The sequence below is a fragment of the Cupriavidus sp. 05T313 genome, from assembly GCF_056396665.1.
In genome coordinates this window covers 39,958-60,368 of the sequence record NZ_JBFTLX010000020.1, presented here as the reverse complement: position 1 = coordinate 60,368, position 20,411 = coordinate 39,958, and the positions used below count along the sequence as shown (strand labels likewise).

Here is a 20,411-nt window from a genome sequence, read left to right as displayed (position 1 = left end):
GCCCAGCGCATCGATCTCGGCAGCCAGCAGCGGGCCGGCGCAGGCGATGGGGGCGTACCTGGCGATACCGTGGGTGGTGGCCTCCGCGCGGTGCGCGGTGCCGAAGGCGTCGTTCACATAGACGTCGCACAGCCTGGCCATCTTCTGCGCCAGTTCGTCGCTGTTCTTCTTCTCGCCCTTGTTGATGCGGCAGTTTTCCAGCAGCACTACTTCACCGGGCTTGACCTGGCTGACTTCGCCGGTGCCGTCGACCCAGTTCTGCACGAGCTTGACGGGCTTGCCGAGCAGTTCGCCCAGGCGCGCGGCTACGGGGGCAAGCGAATCCTCGGGCTTGAACTCGCCCTCGGTGGGGCGGCCCAGGTGCGACGTCACCATGATGGCAGCGCCGGCCTTGAGGCAAGCCTCGATGGCGGGCACCGAGGCGCGGATACGGGTGTCTTCGGTGATATTGCCGGCGTCATCCTGCGGCACGTTCAGGTCGGCGCGGATAAAAACACGCTTGCCGGCAATTTTGCCTTCGGAGATGAGATCGGAAAGACGCAGGACAGAGGTCATGGCGGTGGCTGGGGAGCGAAAATCGGGGAAAATCGGCATTTTACCTGATCGCAAGAGCCATTTTGCGCGATTGGAACCACGATGCACCCTGCCGTGAGTGCTGCAATCGCCGCATGCGGCGAACGACGTGCCGCGTCCTTGCAACGCACCCCCTGAAAGGAGGGTGCGACAATCGGCCTGCGTCTCGTACGCTCATGTCGAAGCGCGCGATGTATGCACAAAATATGCACGCAAAAACATAGCCGGAGGCCCGCTACAGACGGGACCCAAGGCACGGAGCCGGGCACGCCCGAATGAGCGGCGTCGGCGCCACACGGCTGATGCCGTTGTCGCGAAGGCAGGGGGGTAATCATGAACGAAGACATGCACGGGGCAATCCGTGGCTTGTACGAAGGGATTCTTGACGCGCAGGCGTGGCAGCAAAGCTTGTACACCATGAGCGGCATCGTTGGCAGCGCGCATGCATCGATGATCGTGCGCGACACGGATCGCGACCTGATGACGGTCAATGAAATGGTGCGCCCGGTACAGGAGTTGTTCAGCGCCTACGAAAAGGAGTTCCACGAAATCGACCCGGGCAAGCTGTTCGCCCACAACCTGAGCCCCGGCGAGTGGTACATCGACGTGCGCGATTTCGGCGAGGGCGCGATGCAGCGCAGCCCGTTCTACCGCGACTTCTTCCACCGCTTCGGCCTGTGCTCCTATGCGGCCTGCCTGGTGGAGCGAAAGCCGCACTACGAAGTGTATTTCTCCCTGCAGCGCGCCTTCTCGCAGGGCATGTTCACGGCAGCGGACGTCAGCGCGCTGGACTGGGCGCTGCCCCATATGCGCAGCGCCATAGCCATGCGCGATCGTACCGTCGAGCTGTCCACGCTGGCGCAGCTATCGGCGCAAATCCTGGAACGGCTGTCGTTTGGCGTGATCGCCTTCTCGCCCGAGCGCCGCGTCTTGCTGAGCAACAGCATCGGTGAGCGCTGGGTGCGGCGGCTCGACCCCGCCGGCAAGACCAGCGAGTGGCAGCTGTCGCGCTCGCTGCCGGACATGATAGCCGCGGCCTGCTCGCTCCAAAGCACGGTGCCGGCACAGGCCGCGATGGCACGCCATGCCGATGGCGGCAGCGCGCAGCTGATCGTGATGCCGCTGCCGCCGTCCCATATCTTCGCGCTGCCCTGGCAAAAGCCCAGTGCGCTGGTGGTGATCCATGAAGACGCGCATGCGCCGGTGCAACTCCCGCACCTGCTGCGCGAAATCTACGGCCTGACCCCGGCCGAGATCCGCCTGGCCACCCTGCTGGCCACCGGCATCGGCCTGCCCGAAGCCAGCGAGCGCCTGCGTGTGCGGCATGAGACCGCGCGCAGCCAGCTCAAGGCGGTATTCCTCAAGACCGGCGCCACCACGCAGGCCCGCCTGACACGGATGCTGACCCAGCTGAGTACCGCGCTCGGGCCCGGCACGGGAACCCCTGCTCCGGAATCCGCGCCCGACGCTCAACCGAGCAATCGAAGCGCTGTATAGACCGCCATGCCTGCCGCGATCATGCCAACCATGCGCCGCGTCAGCAGGTAGAACACCAGGGCGACCGCCCCGGCCACCAGCTTGTAGTTGCCCGGCGCAATGGTGAAATGCCCCTGCCACGTCATCAGGTCGGGCAGGATGATGGCCGCCAGCGCCGCCGCCGGCGCGTAGCGCAGCGCGCGCTGGATGCGGTCGGGCACCGTCACGCGCTCGCCCGCCATCAGGAACAGCGCGCGGGTGACGATGGTCACCACCGCCATGCCCACCAGCGCGACCCAGATCTCGAGATGGCTCATGAACGGTCCTCGGCCGACTGGGGAGGCACCTGCGCCGCCGCATGCTCCAGCTTGCGGCGGCGGATACCGCGCAAGGTCGCCCGGGCCGCCAGTTCGTCGCTGGCCATGCCGGCCGCGATCGCGCCCACCACTGCCGCCACCAGGCCCAGCCGGTAAGGCAAGTGAAAGCACAGCAGCGCCAGGGTCGAAGCCACCGCCACCGCCAGCATCGTGGAACGCGAGTTGATGGTGGAGACCATGACCGGGATCAGCGCGAGGGTACCGGCCAGCCCAAGGCCCCAGCTATCCGGGAACGCGCTGGCCAGCACGATGCCGATGATGGACGAGACCTGCCACATGGCGAAGTTGGTCAGCGCCATGCCCCAGAAGTAGCCCTCCTTGCCCGGCTCGTGGCCCGGCGTGGCATAGCGCTGCATGAAGTAGACGAAATGCAGGTCGCCGTTGAAGGACCCCAGCAGGGTGCGGCGCCACAGCGGCAGGTAACTGAAATGCGGCTGCAGTCCCGCACTGAAGATGACAAATCGCAGGTTGACGATGGCGGCGGTCAGCCAGACCGTCCACAACGGCAAACCCGCCGCGAACAGCGGCAGCACCGACAACTGGGCCGAGCCCGCGTAGACCAGCAGCGACATGCCGATCGCCTCGGGCACGTTCATCACCGATTTGCTCATGGCCACGCCGGTCACCAGCCCCCAGGAGAACACCGCGGGCAGGGACGGGGCGAAATAGCGCGCGCCCTCGATAAAGCCGGCCCGCTCGGCCGGGGCAATACGATGCCAGGGACGCAGCAGGGCCTGGGGCGGTCGGAATGTCATGTTCTAAGGTCTTGGGGGGAAGCGGCGCCGGCTCCGCCACAGTGGAAAGCCTGGGGCACGTGAGTTGCCCGACGGGCGGGGCCCGCGGGCAAGGCCCCATTATAGGGCCAGCCCCGGCCACTCGTAAGCAACCGCTTAACAGATTCGCCGTTGCCCTTGGCTGGGCTGCCTGCAAATAAAAAGCCCCCGCATGCGGGGGCCCTGCAGGTGGGGACGGCCGTGCGGGATTCAGTCGATCGAGGCGCCCACGCTCTTCACCACGCCGGCCCACTTCTGGCGATCCGCCTTCACGGTGGCCCGGAACTGTTCGACCGTCTCGATCCGCGGCGAATTGCCGGCATCGATCAGTTTCTGCCGGATCGCCGGCGTTTCCAGCGCGACCTGGACCGCGTCATTGATCTTCTTGCTGATCCTGGCGTCCAGTCCCTTGGGTCCGAAGAAACCAAACCAGATGGTGCTGTTAAACCCGGCCAGGCCACTCTCGGCAATCGTCGGCACCTCCGGGATCACCGCCACTCGGTTCCTGGTGGTCACGCCCAGCAGCCGGACCTTCCCCGCCCTGTATTGCGGCAACACGCTCTGCACCTGATTAAAAATGCAGCAAACCTCGCCCTTTAGCACGGCCTGCAACGCATCCGGGCCGCCCTTGTACGGCACGTGGACCATGTCCAGGCCGGCGCGCGCGTTGAACTCGGCGAAGGCCAGGTGGGTGCCGGTACCGTTGCCGGTGGACGCGTAGTTGTACTTGCCCGGATTGGCCTTGACCTTCTCGATGAATTCCTTCACCGACTTCACGTCGATCACGGACGGGTTGACCGTCAGCACATTGGACACTTCCACCAACGGTGCCACGGGCGTGAAATCGGCCTCGGCGTCGAACGGCAGGCTCTTGTACAGGGCCGGGTTGATGCCGTGGGTGGCGGCGGTGCCGAGCAGCAGGGTGTATCCGTCTGGCTTGGCGTGCGCGACCACTTCGGAGGCCACGTTGCCGCCCGCGCCGGGGCGGTAGTCATAAATGATGGTGGTCTTGAGCGACTTCTGCAGCGATTCCTGCAGGGTGCGGCCGACCATGTCCACGCCCGAACCGGCGGTAAAGCCCATCAGGATGGTAATCGGCTGGGCGGGCCATGCCGGGTCCTGGGCACGGGCCGGCGCGGCCAGCGTGCAAAGCGCGGCCAGGGCGCCCAGACCGGCTGCCAGGCGAGAAACCGGGCGGGAAACAAGGGAAATGCGGCGGGATGCAATGCGGAGCATGGGGGTACCGTCGGAAAAATGAATGCGGGTCGGGGCTGCCGGCCGGGGTCTGGCGCCCCGGGCCAAAACAGCAAGATACCAACGATCCGCCGCATTACCAACGATGGAGTTCGCTTGAAGGTATGCCATGTTGGTATAAGCAGACATGGAGCGGAATCGCGATGGGCAACGACGCCCCTAGTTGCGCAGCAGACCCACCAGTTCGTCGATGTCTGGCAGCGCGGCCGCCGTGCCGGTCAAGCCGTCCCCGCCCTCCCCGATCTCCAGGATGCCGTCGGCCAGCGCCCGCTTGCCGTGGTGCAGCGCAAGGATGCGCTCCTCGATGGTGCCCGCGCTGATCAGCCGGTACACCGTCACCGGCCGCTGCTGCCCGATGCGGTGGGCGCGGCCCATGGCCTGGTCCTCGGCGGCCGGGTTCCACCACGGGTCGGCGATGATCACGTAGTCCGCCGCGGTCAGGTTGAGGCCGAAACCACCGGCCTTCAGGCTGATCAGGAAGACATCGCCCTGCCCCGCCTGGAAAGCCGCCACGCGCCGGGTGCGCTCGGCTGCCGGCGTGGCGCCGTCCAGGTACTGCCACGCCAGCCCGGCCTCGTCCAGTCCCCGGCGCAGCAACTGCAGGAAGTCGACAAACTGGCTGAACACCAGCGTCTTGTGGCCGTTGGCGGCCAGTTCGCCGGCCAGTTGCACGAACGCGCGCACCTTGGCGCCCTCCTGCCCCAGATCCAGCTCGGGCGTGACCAGGCGCGCGTCGCAGGCGGCACGGCGCAGCCGCATCAGTTGCGCCAGCACATGGATGCGTGCCTCGGCGCCGGGCTGGCCGGAGGCGGTCCGGCGCGCCTTCGGGCCGCTGACCGCTGCCTCGGCTTCGGCCAGCGCCTGGCGGCGCAGCGCTTCATAGTGAGCCGCCTCGACCGGCTCCGGCTCGATGCGCAAGACCAGTTCGGTGCGTGGCGGCAGTTCGTCCAGCACCTGGGCCTTGGTCCGGCGCAGCACGAACGGCGCGATCATGCGGCGCAGCCGCTGGGCCGCCTCGCGCACGCCGTTGCGCTCGATCGGCACGGCGAAGTATTCGTTGAAGCGGACCAGCGAGCCAAGCAGGCCCGGGTTGCAGAAGCGCATGATCGACCACAACTCGGCCAGGCGGTTTTCCACCGGCGTGCCCGACAGCGCCATGCGGAAGCCGGAGCACAGCTCGAACATCGCCTGCGAGCGCTTGGTGGCGGCGTTCTTGAAGGCCTGCGCCTCGTCGGCCACCACCGTGTGCCATTCCCGCTTGCAGAACGCTTCCCGGGCCTGGAGCAACAAGGTGTACGAGACGATCACCATGTCATGCGGGCCGGCGTGTTCCAGCAAGGCCGCGCGCTCGCCCTCGGCATAGATGTGCACGCGCAGCGTCGGCGCGAAGCGCCGCGCCTCCTCGGCCCAGTTGCCGCAGACCGAGGTCGGCGCGATGACCAGCGCGGCGCCGCCGTCCGCCCGCGCCAGCATCACCGCCAGCGCCTGCAGGGTCTTGCCCAGTCCCATGTCGTCGGCCAGGCAGGCGCCGAAACCGGCTTCGGCCAGCGACATGGCCCAGCGGAAGCCGTCCTCCTGGTAAGGCCGCAACTCGGCGGCAAGGTTGGCAGGCAGCCGGGCATCGCCGTCGCGCGCCCGGCGCAGGCGCGCCACGCGCTGGCGGAAATGCGCGTCGGGATCGATGCCCGCGCCGGCCAGCACATCGTCCAGCCAGGGCGCCGCCATCAGCGGCACCTTGATGCCGCCGGGCACGCTGTGCGCCACGCTCGCGAGGTCGCGCAGCCGCGCGCGCAGGCTGCGCGTGAGCGCCACGTAGACGCCCTGGCCCATCGGCATGAAGCGCCCCGCATGGCTGCCGGCCCACGCCAGCAACTGGCCGAGCTGCAGCACCAGCCCCTCGGCCACGCTCAACTCGCCGACCAGCTTGAACCATTCGCTCTCGGTTTCGATATGCACCGCCAGTTGCGGGATGTCGGCGCCCACCACCCGTATTTCCTTGCCCCTGGGCCACTCCACCGCCAGCACGCCAGGCAGCCCGGGCAGCTGCTCGACCACCRACAGCGCTTCCTCCGGGTCGGCCAGGGTCCAGTCGTATTCGCCGCTCTCGGGCGAGCGCGGCACCAGGAAAGGCAGCGCGTCAAAGACTTCGGCCACGTGGGTCAGCTCGGACTTGAGATCGCGCACCGTGGCGAGGCTCTCCCCCTTGACCGCCGCCATCAGCCGTTCGCGCCCGCTGCCCGGCGCCAGCCGTGGCCCGAGCGGACCGAGCGGCGTCACCACCAGGCGCAGGGCCAGGCCCTCGCCCAGCGGCGACAGCTCGGCCCGCAGACGGCTCTCGGTCTCGAGTTCGCGGGCGCTGCCGTCGTGGTCAGAGTGCACCTGGAAATGGCCGGACAGCGCGCGCAGCGTGGCGTCGAGCTGGGCATGCGCTTCGGCTGGCACCGCCAGCCCGTCGGCGATCAGTTGCGCCGCGCCTTGCTGCGCGGGCGTCAGCCGGATCACGCGCAGGCGCTGCGAGCCTTCGCGCAGCACGGTGATCTGGCGCAAGGCCTCGGCATCCGCGCGGCTGCCGGCGGGCAGGAAGCTGTCCAGCGCCGGCGCCTCCCGCACCGGCGGCGAGACCCGCAGCGTATAGCGCCCGCCCTGGCGCACGACTTCCAGCGTGGGCGCCCCTTCCACCACTTCCAGCGTCTGCTCGGGCGCTTGCGCCAGCACGACGCCAGGATGCCCGACCAGGGCGAGCATGGCCGCGGCGCGATCGAGTACGTAGCGCCGGTGATAGGACTGGTCACGGCGGACCGCGCGGGCTACGCGGGCATCCCAGGGCTCCAGGCGGTCGTCCTCGGCGAGCCGGGCCAGCGGCAGCGGCCGCGGCTTGTTCCAGCCGCGCGGACCGCGCAGCTGCTCCAGCGGCTCGATGGTGCCGAGCGCGCCGTCGGCGTCCAGGCTGAGCGCCCACAAGATGCGGCTGGCACTGGCGCCGTCGGGCGCGCGCGCCTCGCCCGCAAGGGCCTGCAGCGCTTCGAGCGCCAGCCGCCAGCTCTCCTGGCGCTGGCCGGCGAAGAAGACGTCCGGCACCGGCTCGCCGGCCTCCAGCATCCGGGCCGCATTGAGTTGCTGCCCGAACCAGCGCAGGCCACAGGCTTGCAGACGGACATGCAGGCCGTCGATGGCTTCGGCGCGGGCCGCCGCTGGCTGGCGGCGTCCGCTGGCTTGCGCCACATCGCCCAGCCAGGCGCGCAGCATCACGCGCCAGAATTGCGCGAGCGGCGGCACTTCGGGACGCAACTCAAATGCGGCTTCGTCCAGGCGAGCGTCGCCGCGATGCACCGCGAGCGCATGACACCACAGCCCCCAGCGCCCGGTAGGCGCAGGGGTGCGCGAGCCGGCTTCCGCCTGGCAGAACTTGCGTGCCTGATCGAGGTGCGCGGGCGTGCGCTGGGCGAGCAAGGACAGCGGGTAGTATGGCGCCAGCGCGGGCGACAGCAAGCCGGTGCGCTGGCCGCGCTCGGTTCGCAGGCTCTTGAGCGCGGCTTCGAAACCGGCCTGGGCCCCCGCCCAGTCGCCATCCCCGGCATGCGTAAAGGCATGCAGCGCCAGCGCCTGGCCGCTGCCGGGCACCGTGGCCAGCACCGCCAGCGCACGCTGGCGCTCGCCGCCATACAGCAAGCCCTCGGCCAGCACCCCGCGTAACCGCCCCGGCACCGTGGCGAATTCGCCGTCGCCGCGTGCCTGCGCATCGGCCAGGTAGTCCAGATAGGGCCGCAGGGCCGGGTCCCAGTCCGCATACAGCGCATCCAGCACCGCGTGCAGCATGCGCCAGCGCCACGGCGATACCACCCGCGCCAGCGCCGCCGGCCCGCCGCTGCCCAGCGCCGCGGATACCAGCAGCCGGGGCAGGCCGGAACCCGTCTCCCATGGCGCCAGCAATTCGTCGATCTCCGCCTCCGGCGCCCCGGCGAACAGCATCCCGCGCAGCCGTTCGGCGCGCACACCGGCAAGCGGATCGGAATCAGAGGCGGCGGGTCGTGATGATGGCGAAAGGGGCACGGGTGGCGGTGGCGGCATACACAATGTGACGATTTTAGACCCCCGCGAGCCCGCGCCCGCGTTGGCACAAGGGGTCCCGGGGTTTACAATGCCTCCTTTGCATTGCTGACGGCCTCACGGAGAAGAACCATGTCGATGGCGGATCGCGACGGAAAAATCTGGATGGACGGCAAGCTGATCGAGTGGCGCGACGCCAAGATCCACGTGCTGACCCATACCCTGCACTACGGCATGGGCGTGTTCGAGGGCGTACGCGCCTACAAGACGCCGGCCGGGACCGCGATCTTCCGCCTCAAGGAGCACACTCGCCGCCTGTTCAACTCGGCCAAGATCTTCCAGATGCAGATGCCGTTCGACGAGGCCACGCTGGCGGCGGCGCAACGCGAGGTGGTGAAAGCCAACCAGCTCGAATCCTGCTACATCCGCCCGCTGGTCTGGATCGGCTCYGARAAGCTCGGCGTCTCSGCCARGGGCAACACCATCCACGTGGCSATCGCCGCMTGGMCSTGGGGCGCCTACCTGGGCGAAGAAGGCATGGAGCGCGGCATCCGCGTCAAGACCTCCTCCTTCACCCGCCATCACGTCAATGTCTCGCTGGTGCGGGCCAAGGCCAGCGGCTATTACATCAACTCGATCCTGGCCAACCAGGAAGCCACCAGCCTCGGCTACGACGAGGCCCTGCTGCTGGATACCGAAGGCTATGTGAGCGAAGGCTCGGGCGAGAACGTGTTCGTGGTGCGCAACGGCGTGATCTATACGCCTGACCTGGCCTCGTGCCTGGACGGCATCACCCGCGACGCGATCCTCACCATCGCCCACGATCTCGGCATCGAGGTGCGCGAGAAGCGCATCACGCGCGACGAAGTGTACTGCTCGGACGAAGCGTTCTTCACCGGCACCGCCGCCGAAGTCACGCCGATCCGCGAACTCGACGACCGCGTCATCGGCGAAGGCCGGCGCGGCCCGGTGACCAAGCGCATCCAGGATGCCTTCTTCGCCGCCGTCGGTGGCACCAGCGAACAATACAAGCACTGGCTGACCCTGGTCTGAACACCGGCCAGCCACTTACCTAGTCCTGACAAAAGACCAAGTCCATCCCCGCAACACCATGACGCAAACCGCATCCGTAATCGAAATCGGCGCAGAAGATCTTCCCCTGCACTGCCCCACCGGCAATACGCCCGCCTGGAATTACCATCCGCGCGTCTTCCTCGACGTGACCGACACCGGCGAGCGCAGCCGCTCTTCGCGCTGATGAAAGCGCGCCATCCGCGCCTGCAGATCGACGCACTCGCCCCCAAATGGGTGGCGCCGGTGCTGGCACGCATGCCCGAGATCCACCAGGTATTCCCCAGCGAACTGGCGCACGGCAAGCTGCAACTCTCCGCACGGCTGATGTTCGCCCAGCAGCTCAAGAACGAAGGCTACGACGCGGCCTACGTGCTGCCCAATTCGCTCAAGTCGGCCCTGATTCCCTGGCTGGCCGGCATCCCGCTGCGCGTGGGCTATCGCGGCGAAGCGCGCTTCGGCCTGCTCAATATCCGCCACGGCAACCCGCCGCGCGACCACCGCCCGCCCATGGTCGAGCACTACGCGCGGCTGGCGCTCAAGCCAGGCGCGCGCCTGCCCGAAGACCTGCCCGAGCCGCGCCTGCGCATCGACCCGGTGCGCATGGCCAAGACCGCGGAGCGCTTCGGYATTGCGCCGCAGACCCGCCTGATCGCCTTCTGCCCGGGTGCGGAATTCGGCCCGGCCAAGCGCTGGCCGGCGGCGCACTTCGCGGAACTGGCGCAGATGCTCAAGCGCTCGTTCCCGTATGCGCAGATCATCACGCTTGGCTCGCCCAAGGATGCCGCGATCGCCGACGAGATCGTCAAAGGCGCGCCGTTCGTGCGCAATCTCTGCGGCCAGACCTCGCTCGACGACGCCGTCGACCTGCTGGCGATGGCCGAAGGCGCCGTATGCAACGACTCCGGCCTGATGCACGTCACCGCGGCGCTGAACCGGCCGCAGGTGGCGGTGTTCGGCTCCAGTGACCCACGCCACACTCCCCCGCTGTCGCAGGCTGCGAGTATCATGTGGCTGCAGCTCGAATGCAGTCCGTGCTTCAAGCGTGAGTGCCCCCTCGGACACTTGCGGTGCCTGAAGGACATCGAGCCCGAAATGGTGTTTGTGGAGCTGCGCAAGCTCCTGCACCGGGCCTGAAGCGCTGACCCGCCGTTCGTAATCATCCGGCCAACGAATCCCTGAGCCCAGTCCACCATGCCTCGTTTTGCCCGCCTGTTCGATTCCGCCGAAGACATCGTAGAAGCCTTTCGCGAGGCCATGAAGCTGCGCGATGCGGACGGCGCCCTGCGCCTGTGGCTGGATGAGGATTCGGTAACGTGCGTGATGCCCGACGGCCAGCGCCTGATCGGCCACGAGCACCTGCGCCAGGCCTTCGCGCAGTTGCTGGCCTTGCAGCCGGTGCTGATCGACGTGATCGAGACCAGCAGCCACACCTCGATGGGGGTCGCCATCTTCGACGTGACCGAAGCCCTGCGCTTCGGCGACGACCGCATCGAAGCCGACCTCTACGTGCACACCACCTATGTGCTGATGCAGAACCACGAGGGCTGGCGACTGGCGCATATCCATTGCAGCCCGGCCAACGCCAGCCAGGTCGCCACCGTCAGCACGGCGCCGGGCCAGGCGCTTCACTAGCGGGATCCGGCGCGGCGCCACGGCCCGGCAGCCCGCCAGCTCCAAGCATCCAGGCATGAGCCAGCTTCCGCCATCGCACCACAGCCCCCCAGGGGCGGTGTCACCCGTTCCGGGCGCCTCCTCGTTCGGCGGCGGCCGCCGCATGCCGTGGTGGCTCTCCGGCGGCCACGCCCAGACCATCATCCCGGCGCGCTTCACGCAGCGCCCTGCGCGCGTGGCCTTCAAGCGCGAGCGCTGGACCGCGCCCGACGACGACTTCGTCGACCTCGACTGGACCACGCACCCGGTGGCGCCCGATACCCCGCTGCTGGTGATGTTCCACGGCCTGGAAGGCGACTCTGGCAGCCACTACGCGCAGGCCATGATGCATGCGCTGGCCGCGCGCGGATGGCAGGGCGTGGTCCCGCACTTTCGCGGCTGCTCGGGAGAGCTGAACCTGGCGCCGCGTTTCTATCACTCCGGCGACTCGGAGGAGGTCCACTGGATCCTGGAACGGCTGCACAGGCAGTATTGCGCGCATGGGCGCAAGCTGCTGGTGGTCGGCATCTCGCTGGGCGGCAATGCCCTGCTGCGCCTGCTCGGCGAACAGGGCAGCGGCGCGGCCTTCATCGGCGCCGCGGCGTCGGTGTCGGCGCCGCTGGACCTGGCCGGCGGTGGCGCGGCGCTGTCGCAGGGCTTCAACATGCTGTACACGCGCATGTTCCTGCAAACCCTCAAGCGCAAGTCCCTGGCCAAGCTAAAGCAGTATCCCGGCCTGTTCGACCGGGAAGCCATGCTCGCCAGCCGCGACCTGTACGCCTTCGACAATATCGTCACGGCGCCGCTGCATGGCTTTCGCGACACCGACGATTACTGGGCGCGCGCCTCCAGCAAGCCCGTGCTCGACCGCATCGCCGTGCCCACGCTGGTGCTCAACGCGCGCAACGACCCCTTCCTGCCGGCGCGCCACCTGCCGGGCCCGGCCGACGTCAGCCCGCAGGTCTGGCTGGAGCAGCCAGAGCACGGTGGTCACGTCGGTTTCATGACGCCGCGCGAAGATAAGCTGCGCGTGTTGCCGGTACTGCCCTATGCGGGGCATATCGAGTGGCTGCCGGCGCGCATCCTGCGGTTTTTCGACGCCGTGGCTTAGCGCGCCGGCGCAGCCCCGCACACCCGTTGCGAACGGATGGCAAACCCGGGCGGCCACCTGAATGAATGCGAGCGGGATGCCCTTCATGGACGGCATGAACGGCCCCGCAAGGAGACAGCGACGATGGATGACACAGTCAAGCAAGCAATGGCCCGCTGGCCCAACGTCCCCAACTGCTACGGCTGGCTGGCGCTGGACCGGCGCGGGCAATGGCGCATGCGCAACGAGTACGCCCAGCAGCACGGCCTGTCCGGCGACCCGATCCGGCACGAAGCGCTGATCGCGTTTATCGAGCGCAACTACCAGCACGACGAGCGCGGTGCCTGGTACTTCCAGAACGGCCCGCAGCGCGTGTTCGTGTCGCTGGCCTACGCGCCGTGGATCGCGCGGCTGCATCAGGGCCAGCTGCGGACCACATCGCAGCACGCCTTCGCGCTGCGCGCCTGCCATGCGGACGAGCATGGCAATGTGCTGCTGGTCGGCGAGGTGGAAGGAGAGAGCGGGAATGCGGGCAAGCCGCAGGTCGCGCTGCTGCACGACCATGACCTCGATGCCTTCAGCAGCGCCTGCACCTGGCACGGCGAGGCGTGCGGCGGCAATCTCGGCGTGTTTCATTTCAACGGTACCGACGTGGCGATCGAACCGATTGTCGAAGACGAGGTGCCGACGCGCTACGGCTTCGTGCGCCAGCCGCTGCCGCCCGCGGGCGAGCAGGCCGCCTGAGCGGCGGCGGCGGGAACAGCGGTAGCGGGCGTGGCCGTCAGTTAGGCATGCCCTTGCTGTCCTGCTTCTCTTCGCGGAACTGGCGCTCCAGCTGGTGCAGGCGCGCATCGACCTCCGACAGCGTGTAGAAATCGCCATCGCCCGCCTTGCGCGCGATCTGCAACTGCTCGATGGCGGCCTGGTAGGCGCCATCGACCGCATACTTCTCCGCCAGCGCCTGGTGCTGCTGTACACGCCGGCCCTGCGCGGCATAGGCCCGCGCCAGCATGTCCCACCACTCGGAACGCGCGACCTCTTCGCGCGTGCGTTCGCGCAGGAAGGTCACCGCCTGGTCCGTCCGGCCGGCACCGAGCAAGGTCGCCGCGTAGCTCAGCGCCACCGCGTGCGACAGCGGAAACGCCTTCATCGATACCATGGCCTGATTCAGCGCATCCTGCTGCCGGCCCTGCGCGCGCGCCAGCTCGATCGCCATCACATCGAGCATGGCGCTGCCGGAAGTGGCGCCGGGAATATTGCCGTACAGCCGGCGGGCTTCGGCCAGGGACTGCTCCGCGGCAGCGTTGCGGCCCAGCCGCTGCTCGGCGAAAGCCATCCCGTAATACAGCGCCGGCAAGCGCACCGGTGAAGCTGCCGCCAGTTGCGTCTGCAGCGCGGCACGCACGTTCTGCAGGTCGCTAGGCGTGGTTTCCTGGATGATGCGCGCACGCATGCGAGCGAACTCGTATTCCGGGGTATTTGGCACCTTGCGCACCGCCACATGGCTTACGCGGTCCTGCATGTCGGCGATCCGCTCCGAGGTGAGCGGGTGGGTGCGCACGTAGGCCGGCACCGAATTCTCCGAGATGCCCATCACCCGCTGCAGCCGCTTGAAGAAGTCAGGCATGCCCTGCGGATCGAAGCCGGCGGCGGTCATGATCTGGAACCCGACCCGGTCGGCCTCCCGTTCCGCCCCGCGCGAGAACGACAACTGGTTGGAGATGGCGGCCGCCTGCCCGCCCATGGCCAGCGCCGCGGCCGCATCGCCGCTCTTGGTGGCCGCCAGTCCCGCGAGCACCATCGATGCCAGCGCGATCCACATCGACTGGTCCTGCGTGGTGATGCCGCGCGCGATATGCCGCTGCATCACGTGGCCGATTTCGTGGCCGAGCACCGAAGCCAGCTCGGACTCGGTATCCGACTGCACCAGCAGGCCGGTGTGCACGCCGATGTACCCGCCCGGCAGCGCAAAGGCATTGATGGTACGGTCGCGCACCGCGAACAGCTCGAAGCCGGTCGCAAAGGTGCCGGCACCGTTGGAGCCGGAGATGTTCTGCCGGCGCGCCGCCTGCACCAGGCGATAACCAAGCATGTTCAGGTAATCGGCCAGCAGCGGATCCGACACATAGTCCGGATCGCGCCGGATATCGCGCATGATGCGATCGCCCAGGCGCTTTTCCATATCGGGCGTCAGCGACGCCGTGGACGGGTCTCCCAGGTCGGGCAACTGCGCGCCGTTGGTCTCTACCACCGTGTTGTTGCTGCGCAGCCCGAATTCGGACTTCTGCCCCGCCTTGACGCTGCGGTTCAGGTTGTCGTAGACCTGGTCGCTGCCACCGCCATCCGTCCCCGTGGTGGCGGCTGCGGCGGTGCGCGCGGGATCGTTCAGCAACACGCGCTGCTGGGGCCAGGCGGGTAACGCCATCGTCAGCGCCAACAGTGCCGCCAGCGAACGGCGCGCAAAGCGCCCCGGTTTCGCGGACGCGCGCAGGGGTACGGCCGCGGGAACGGCATCGGCATGGCGCACGGGGCCCATGCGAGATTTGAGGCGCGCCTGTCGGGCGGGCGAGGAGAGCGCTCCGGCGAGCGTTTGGTTCTTGCGCATATTGCTATGATAGCGGCCTCCGGAGGCCATTCCCACCGGGCATCGCCCGGTCTTGCCACGCCCTGCCCCGGCTAGCGCGGCAAATGCGGCGGACGCCTCCGCCACGCTTTCCTCTCGACTCCGCAGGTCCATGCCATGAGCCAGCTCACCCATTTCGATTCAGCCGGACAAGCCCATATGGTAGACGTCGGCGCCAAGGCCCATAGCCACCGCGTGGCCGTGGCCACCGGCACCATCACCATGCTGCCCGCCACATTCGCGCTCGTGCGGGACGGCACCGCCAAGAARGGCGAYGTGCTCGGCATYGCCCGSGTGGCCGCSATCATGGCSACCAAGCGCACCTCCGACCTGATCCCGCTATGCCACCCGATCTCGCTCACCAAGGTAGCGGTGGACTATGCGCTGGACGAAGCCAGCGGCACCATCCGCTGCACCGTGCGCACCGAGACGCACGGCCAGACCGGCGTGGAGATGGAAGCGCTGACCGGCGTGCAGGTGGCCCTGCTGACCATCTATGACATGTGCAAGGCGGTGGACCGGGGGATGGTGATGGGGGATGTGAAGTTGCTGGAGAAGCATGGGGGGAAGTCGGGGGACTGGGTGGCCGGCGACAGTTAAGCGATTGTTTTATAAGCCTTAGCCTGACGCACGTCATCACCCGCCCTGCTGACCAATTGCCTCATTGCCTTGACGGCAACGGATGCCATGGAGTGACGCAGAATCGATTTTGACCAAATTTTCTCCAAATGGTCACGGGAGATGGAATCGATGCGGCATTGGGAACAAGCGGCAGGCACGGGTTTCGCGCAACGGATTTCCACCGGAAGCAACGACTTCGATCGCGCCCAATTCGTTGAAATTCCCGCTGTCCCCAAGTAATGGTCTCCATAAGTGCTATTTGCCATCGTGCTGGTAAGCAAATCACGGCAACCTATACTCCAGACGGATGAATGGGCAATCGATCCTGTCCCGGGGATGTTGCCGCCCCGTTGCATCGGCAATCCTGTTCGGAGATGACATGATGCCGAATGTAAAGCGGACGAATTTCATTTTACGCTGGGTTGTCCTGGCGGCACATGGAATTGCATTCTCGATTTTTCTCCCCACCGTGGGTCACGCACAATCGGTGGACAACGTCAGATACGCCATGGTGCTGTTGAAGATGAAAGTGCTCAATTTGGGCGCACCGGCGATCAAAGGAGAAGAAGCCGTTGCCGGAAAACCCGCACCGGCCTTGTATTTTGGCGCTAACAAGATGAACAATAACTTTGCCGTGGTTGACGATGTGAAAAACACGGTGGGCGGTACCGCAACGCTATTCGTGAAGAGCGGTGAGGAATTCATCCGTGTGGCAACGAATGTGCAGAAAGACGATGGGTCGCGCGCCATTGGCACCGTACTCGATCCCAACGGCAAGGCTATCGCGGCAATTCGCGGCGGTGGCGCGTACTATGGCGATGCCGACATTCTCGGAAAGTCCTATATCACAGGCTATGAACCGATACAGGATCCCCTTGGCAGAGTCATCGGCATCTACTACGTAGGTTATCTCAAGGCGCAGTGAGTCTGCGTAGGCTCTACTTTATACCCCGCGTCGCCACCCCGGCGACGCGGGGCCCCGAAAGCCCGCTCACAGTAGGCGACACTACCGGCAATGGTCTGAACACTACTCCGAAAAAGCGCTATCCACGATAGCTTTCGGCCAAATTCCCAGGCATTCCGAATAGCACACTAAGCCTTGCTTCTACTTAAGGCACTTCCACCACACTTTCCCCTGACCAGCAATCTATTTCCAGATTTTGTCGGGATGCGCGCGACGCCATTATGGTCCGACGAAATTCCCTTATCAAATCCAAGAACCATCTCCTTGGACGGATCCGATCGAACAATGATTTTCCTGGTATCCAGTTCGATGCCATCAAAATTACCAACAACATCGGTTATCCCCAAGACACAAACGATTGACGCACCGCAGGAGCCCGTTACGTTCTTGGTTTCGACTTCATCCAGGGATTTCTCCCCTCTGCGCTTGCAGGGCGGGCGGTGGCCCACAGCAATCAAAGATGGATCCCGCCGGATCTCTGGCGCGCGCCTGCAAGTATCCGATCCGCATCACAGCCCCCCGCCTCTCTTATCCGCCATGACACACGCTTACGCCGTGGCCCCTTCCGCTGTAACAAGCGTAACGCCGCATTTCGCCAGCAGGGGGCACCGCGCCACATGCGTCAAATTGGTATTCAATGCAGTTAAGGGGGTGCAGGTGCAGCCCCGCGGGACATCGTTCCGCGTCGATCCAGGGTGAGCAACATGAACGGGCGTAGGGTTGGCCAGCTTTTGCTGGTGTTGGCGGCGCTGAGTGCGGGCGGGACGGCCCTGGCAGGCGGCGGCCACGGTGGAGGCGGCGGCGGCGGACATGGCGGGGGAGGCTGGCACGGGGGCGGCGGCTGGCACGGGGGCGGCGGCTGGCACGGCGGCGGTGGCTGGCATGGCGGCTGGCACGGGAGCGTGGGGATCTATGTCGGGCCCGGCTTTGGGTATGGATACGGTTGGGGCTACCCCTACTCCCCCTACTACTACCCTCCTGGCTACTACTATCCGCCCGCGGCAGTGGGAGTGCCGAGTTCTCCACCGCAATACATAGAGCAGGGCCAGGACGGATCGTGGGAAATGAACAGCGGCGCTGTCGCGGCACCGGCGCCCCGGCAGGAGGCGTACTGGTATCACTGCGCCAGGCCGGATGGCTACTATCCGTATATCAAGGCGTGCCCCGGCGGCTGGCAGAAGGTTCCAGCGCAGCCACCCGCCTAGCGCCTGGAGCGCGCGTTTCCAACCTGCGGCGCGCAGCACCGCTGTGTGCGATGTTTCGATGACCGAGGTACCGAGGTGCCGAGATGAAAGCCTTTGACCGTCCCAGCTTGCCTGGACTCCCGATCTTGCTGAGCCTGCCGCTGGCAGCGCTTGTTCTGGCCGGCTGTGCCGTGATGCCCAGCGGTCCCAGTGTGATGGTGCTGCCAGGCACCGGCAAGAACTTCGACCAGTTCCGGGCCGACGACTATGCCTGCCGCCAGTTCGCCTTCGGCCAGGTGGGCGGCGTGACCGCAAACCAGGCGGCAACCAACAGCGCGGTCGGCAGCGCCGCGGTCGGCACCGCGCTGGGAGCGGCAGCGGGTGCGGCGTTCAATGGCGGCTCCGGCGCGGCAGTGGGTGCGGGCATCGGCCTGCTCACCGGCGCGGCGATCGGCTCGAGTAATGCCCAATACGCCGGCTACGGCAGCCAGCGCCAGTACGACGCTGCTTATGTGCAGTGCATGTACGCCAGCGGTCATCGGGTGCCGGTCTACGGCAATATGGCGGCGGCCCCGCGGCCTGCCGCCCCGACTTACTACTATCCGCCGCCCCCTCCGGGCTACTACCCGCCGCAGTAACCCTGCGAGCCCCGGCCCGGGGTGCCGCAGCCGCGTACGGGCAGACTCCGCGCGCCGCGATCCGCCCGCCGTGGAGCGCTTATTCCGGCTTGCCCTTGTTGCGCGCCTTCACCCAGTCGCAGAAATCGCGCGGCCGCGCCGCCGCGTCGACTTCGGCGCAGAAGCGGGCCAGTTCGGCGAACTGGTTTGCCTCGTCGCCAGCAAAGTAGAAATGCAGGCGCTCCAGCCATGCGCGGCCCTGAACGGGATCGCCGCTCAAGGCCAGCAGCCAGGCGGTGCGGGCAATCAGCGTAGGCGTGGGCAGCAGGTGGACGGCGGCGATATGGGGCGCCAGCAGCTGCGCTGCATTCTCCGGCGTGATCCTGGCATCCTCGGTCGCATCCGCCGCGGCGGCCTGGCGAAACCAGAAATGCGGCATCGGCAGCGCTTTCCGGTGTTCGTCACGCGCATATTCGCGTGCCTCGGCACGCCGGTAGTCCTGCCACATGGTGGCAAGGATGACGGTCGTAGCGCCGATGAACGCCCCAACGGCCAGCACGGCAAGCCAGCGCGGCGTGCGCACGCGGCCGAACCCCGAGGGCTCCAGCCAGCCCAGCATGAAGCAGAACGGCAGCATGAAATACAGGTAGTGCAGCGGGTACTCCAGCATCGAATGTGCGCATAGCATCGCCAGCCACGTGAGCACCACCACCGTCTGCGCCCGGTCCGGCCCGTCTCCAAGCCACAGCCGCCGGTGCGCTACACGCCATAGCCACGCCAGCAATGAGAGCACGACACCGGCGGTGCCGACCAGGCCCGTTTTCGCCAGCAGGTCCAGCAGCGCGTTGTGCGCATGCAGGGACATTTCCACCGTCACGCCGACTTGCGCCAGCTGCTGGAACTGCGCCCAGCCGAACTCGCCCCAGCTCACCCCCAGCCAGGGATGCGCGCGGAACATTGCCCAGGCGTGGGACCACAGCGCCCCGCGCGCCGACACCTGGTCGGCTTGCCCCAACTGCGCCAGCGTATCGAACAGGCGCCAGTCGAAGACGTGCCCGGCGCTCTTCATCAGCGGCTGCAGGATCACCAGCACCACCACCATCGCCACCGCGGCGAAGGCAAGCCCGGCTGGCCGGCTCATGGGGTTGTGACCGGCATGGCCCGGACGTTGCATCGCACCCGGCCCGTCCCGCCCTGCCCCGCGCGCCATCCATGCGGCGAGCAATGCGTAGGCCGAGGCCAGCCCGACATGGAGGACACCGGTGCGCGATCCGGACAACACGATACCGCTCTCCAGCAACAGCACCGCCGCCAGCCAGGCTGGTGGTCGCAGCCAGCCGCGCGCGGCCAGCCACACGGCTGCCGCAAGCGCCAGGCCCTCAACCGTGGCCTGGTGATTGGGCTGGTTGAGGTTGCCCCACAGGCGTCGGTTGTCGTCGTAGAAGTAGGTGGAGACCATCCCGAACGTGTCGGACTCCAGGCCGAAGACCTGGACCCACTGCGCCAGCGTGCCGAGCAATCCGGCCACCAGCCAGGCAATCGCGAGCGCATCGGTCATCGCCTGGCGCTCGAGCGGAGACGCTGTCCGGCCTTGCCGCCAGGCTGCCCATATCACTGCGGCGGCAAGCGCGAGCACGAGTTCGGTGATCAGCCGGCTGCCCGACAGGTCCCTCATGCCGGTTAGCCCTTGCGTGACGCCGGTGGCGATCAGCCAGAGGGCAAATACGACGATCCACGGGAACTGAGCGGGAACGTCCCGATAAGCGAGCCCCGAGGCTTGCGGGTTTGCCACGGCAGCAAGCGCGATGACGGCCAGCGCGAACAGCAATGCCGAGGCCCATTCGCCATAGAAAGTGGCAATGGGGAGCGTGTGACGGGAGACCAGTAGCGGCGCAATCAGTGCGACGGCGAGGAAGCTGAGAGGTATGGCTGACCGGGAGGGCAGCATGCGGGGCGCCTTGTTATGCCTTGTTGGCAAAAGGCGGATGATAGCTCGGGGAGCAGGCAAAGAAAAAGCGCCCGAAGGCGCTTTTTCTTTCCGGACGGGCCGCACGCTGCCGTGCGGCCCGTCCATCGACAGACCGTCTG

General features: G+C 67.1%; 17 protein-coding genes and 1 pseudogene. 11 read left to right on the top strand and 7 right to left on the bottom strand.

Annotated elements, in window-relative coordinates; genetic code table 11:
- The coding region (gene pgk / locus AC1DKD_RS07610) for a phosphoglycerate kinase (protein WP_477143152.1) at positions 1-555 on the bottom strand (555 nt) is incomplete at its 3' end.
- Positions 556-906: 351 nt separating this feature from the next.
- Between pgk and AC1DKD_RS07605 the strand changes: the two genes are divergently transcribed.
- Positions 907-2,070: a helix-turn-helix transcriptional regulator gene (locus tag AC1DKD_RS07605; protein ID WP_441629320.1), complete on the top strand. Its 1,164-nt coding sequence runs from the start codon at positions 907-909 to the stop codon at positions 2,068-2,070.
- Here AC1DKD_RS07605 and AC1DKD_RS07600 read toward each other — a convergent pair.
- From AC1DKD_RS07600 to AC1DKD_RS07585, 4 genes are all read right to left on the bottom strand, one after another.
- Positions 2,043-2,366 (bottom strand): AzlD domain-containing protein, encoded by a 324-nt coding sequence (locus AC1DKD_RS07600; RefSeq protein WP_035869280.1) that lies wholly within the window; start codon positions 2,364-2,366, stop codon positions 2,043-2,045. The genes AC1DKD_RS07605 and AC1DKD_RS07600 overlap by 28 nt on opposite strands.
- Positions 2,363-3,181, bottom strand: coding sequence for an AzlC family ABC transporter permease (locus tag AC1DKD_RS07595; RefSeq protein WP_441629317.1), 819 nt, complete (start codon positions 3,179-3,181; stop codon positions 2,363-2,365). The genes AC1DKD_RS07600 and AC1DKD_RS07595 overlap by 4 nt, the downstream gene beginning before the upstream one ends.
- A 228-nt stretch (positions 3,182-3,409) precedes the next feature.
- Positions 3,410-4,435 (bottom strand): Bug family tripartite tricarboxylate transporter substrate binding protein, encoded by a 1,026-nt coding sequence (locus AC1DKD_RS07590; protein WP_441629315.1) that lies wholly within the window; start codon positions 4,433-4,435, stop codon positions 3,410-3,412.
- Between the two features lie 177 nt (positions 4,436-4,612).
- The gene (locus AC1DKD_RS07585) at positions 4,613-7,552 is read right to left on the bottom strand and encodes a DEAD/DEAH box helicase (RefSeq protein WP_477143154.1); all 2,940 of its coding nucleotides are present in this window, start codon (positions 7,550-7,552) and stop codon (positions 4,613-4,615) included.
- Positions 7,553-8,632: 1,080 nt separating this feature from the next.
- Here AC1DKD_RS07585 and AC1DKD_RS07580 point away from each other — a divergent pair.
- The 6 genes and pseudogenes from AC1DKD_RS07580 to AC1DKD_RS07555 all read left to right on the top strand — a co-directional run bounded on the left by AC1DKD_RS07580 (position 8,633) and on the right by AC1DKD_RS07555 (position 13,058).
- The gene (locus AC1DKD_RS07580) at positions 8,633-9,553 is read left to right on the top strand and encodes a branched-chain amino acid transaminase (protein ID WP_477143151.1); all 921 of its coding nucleotides are present in this window, start codon (positions 8,633-8,635) and stop codon (positions 9,551-9,553) included.
- A gap of 58 nt (positions 9,554-9,611) precedes the next feature.
- Positions 9,612-9,737, top strand: a pseudogene (locus AC1DKD_RS07575) (zinc-finger domain-containing protein); the annotation flags it as partial.
- 20 nt (positions 9,738-9,757) lie between these two features.
- On the top strand, positions 9,758-10,708 hold the full coding sequence (gene waaF, locus AC1DKD_RS07570; RefSeq protein ID WP_477143150.1) for a lipopolysaccharide heptosyltransferase II: 951 nt from the start codon (positions 9,758-9,760) through the stop codon (positions 10,706-10,708).
- 57 nt (positions 10,709-10,765) lie between these two features.
- Complete coding sequence (locus AC1DKD_RS07565; RefSeq protein ID WP_035869293.1) at positions 10,766-11,206, top strand: YybH family protein; 441 nt, start codon at positions 10,766-10,768, stop codon at positions 11,204-11,206.
- A gap of 55 nt (positions 11,207-11,261) precedes the next feature.
- Positions 11,262-12,335, top strand: coding sequence for a YheT family hydrolase (locus tag AC1DKD_RS07560; RefSeq protein WP_441629309.1), 1,074 nt, complete (start codon positions 11,262-11,264; stop codon positions 12,333-12,335).
- 123 nt (positions 12,336-12,458) lie between these two features.
- Positions 12,459-13,058 carry a DUF2946 family protein gene (locus AC1DKD_RS07555; RefSeq protein WP_441629307.1) on the top strand — a complete coding sequence of 200 codons (600 nt, stop codon included), beginning with the start codon at positions 12,459-12,461 and terminating at the stop codon, positions 13,056-13,058.
- Positions 13,059-13,095: 37 nt separating this feature from the next.
- On the opposite strand, the gene AC1DKD_RS07550 is transcribed toward AC1DKD_RS07555, so the two are convergent.
- Positions 13,096-14,850: a M48 family metallopeptidase gene (locus tag AC1DKD_RS07550; RefSeq protein WP_441629330.1), complete on the bottom strand. Its 1,755-nt coding sequence runs from the start codon at positions 14,848-14,850 to the stop codon at positions 13,096-13,098.
- A gap of 204 nt (positions 14,851-15,054) precedes the next feature.
- On the opposite strand from AC1DKD_RS07550, the gene moaC reads away from it, so the two are divergent.
- The 4 genes from moaC (at position 15,055) to AC1DKD_RS07530 (ending at position 18,344) form a co-directional block, all read left to right on the top strand.
- Positions 15,055-15,537, top strand: coding sequence for a cyclic pyranopterin monophosphate synthase MoaC (gene moaC / locus AC1DKD_RS07545; RefSeq protein ID WP_441629305.1), 483 nt, complete (start codon positions 15,055-15,057; stop codon positions 15,535-15,537).
- A 400-nt stretch (positions 15,538-15,937) separates the two neighbouring features.
- The gene (locus AC1DKD_RS07540) at positions 15,938-16,483 is read left to right on the top strand and encodes a Cache 3/Cache 2 fusion domain-containing protein (protein ID WP_441629303.1); all 546 of its coding nucleotides are present in this window, start codon (positions 15,938-15,940) and stop codon (positions 16,481-16,483) included.
- Positions 16,484-17,226: 743 nt separating this feature from the next.
- Positions 17,227-17,727 carry a hypothetical protein gene (locus tag AC1DKD_RS07535; RefSeq protein ID WP_477111783.1) on the top strand — a complete coding sequence of 167 codons (501 nt, stop codon included), beginning with the start codon at positions 17,227-17,229 and terminating at the stop codon, positions 17,725-17,727.
- Positions 17,728-17,810: 83 nt separating this feature from the next.
- Positions 17,811-18,344: a YMGG-like glycine zipper-containing protein gene (locus tag AC1DKD_RS07530; protein WP_441629299.1), complete on the top strand. Its 534-nt coding sequence runs from the start codon at positions 17,811-17,813 to the stop codon at positions 18,342-18,344.
- Between the two features lie 79 nt (positions 18,345-18,423).
- Here the strand turns inward: AC1DKD_RS07530 and AC1DKD_RS07525 are convergent, their stop codons facing one another.
- On the bottom strand, positions 18,424-20,271 hold the full coding sequence (locus AC1DKD_RS07525; RefSeq protein WP_441629297.1) for a PglL family O-oligosaccharyltransferase: 1,848 nt from the start codon (positions 20,269-20,271) through the stop codon (positions 18,424-18,426).
- Between the last annotated feature and the right edge of the window lie 140 nt (positions 20,272-20,411).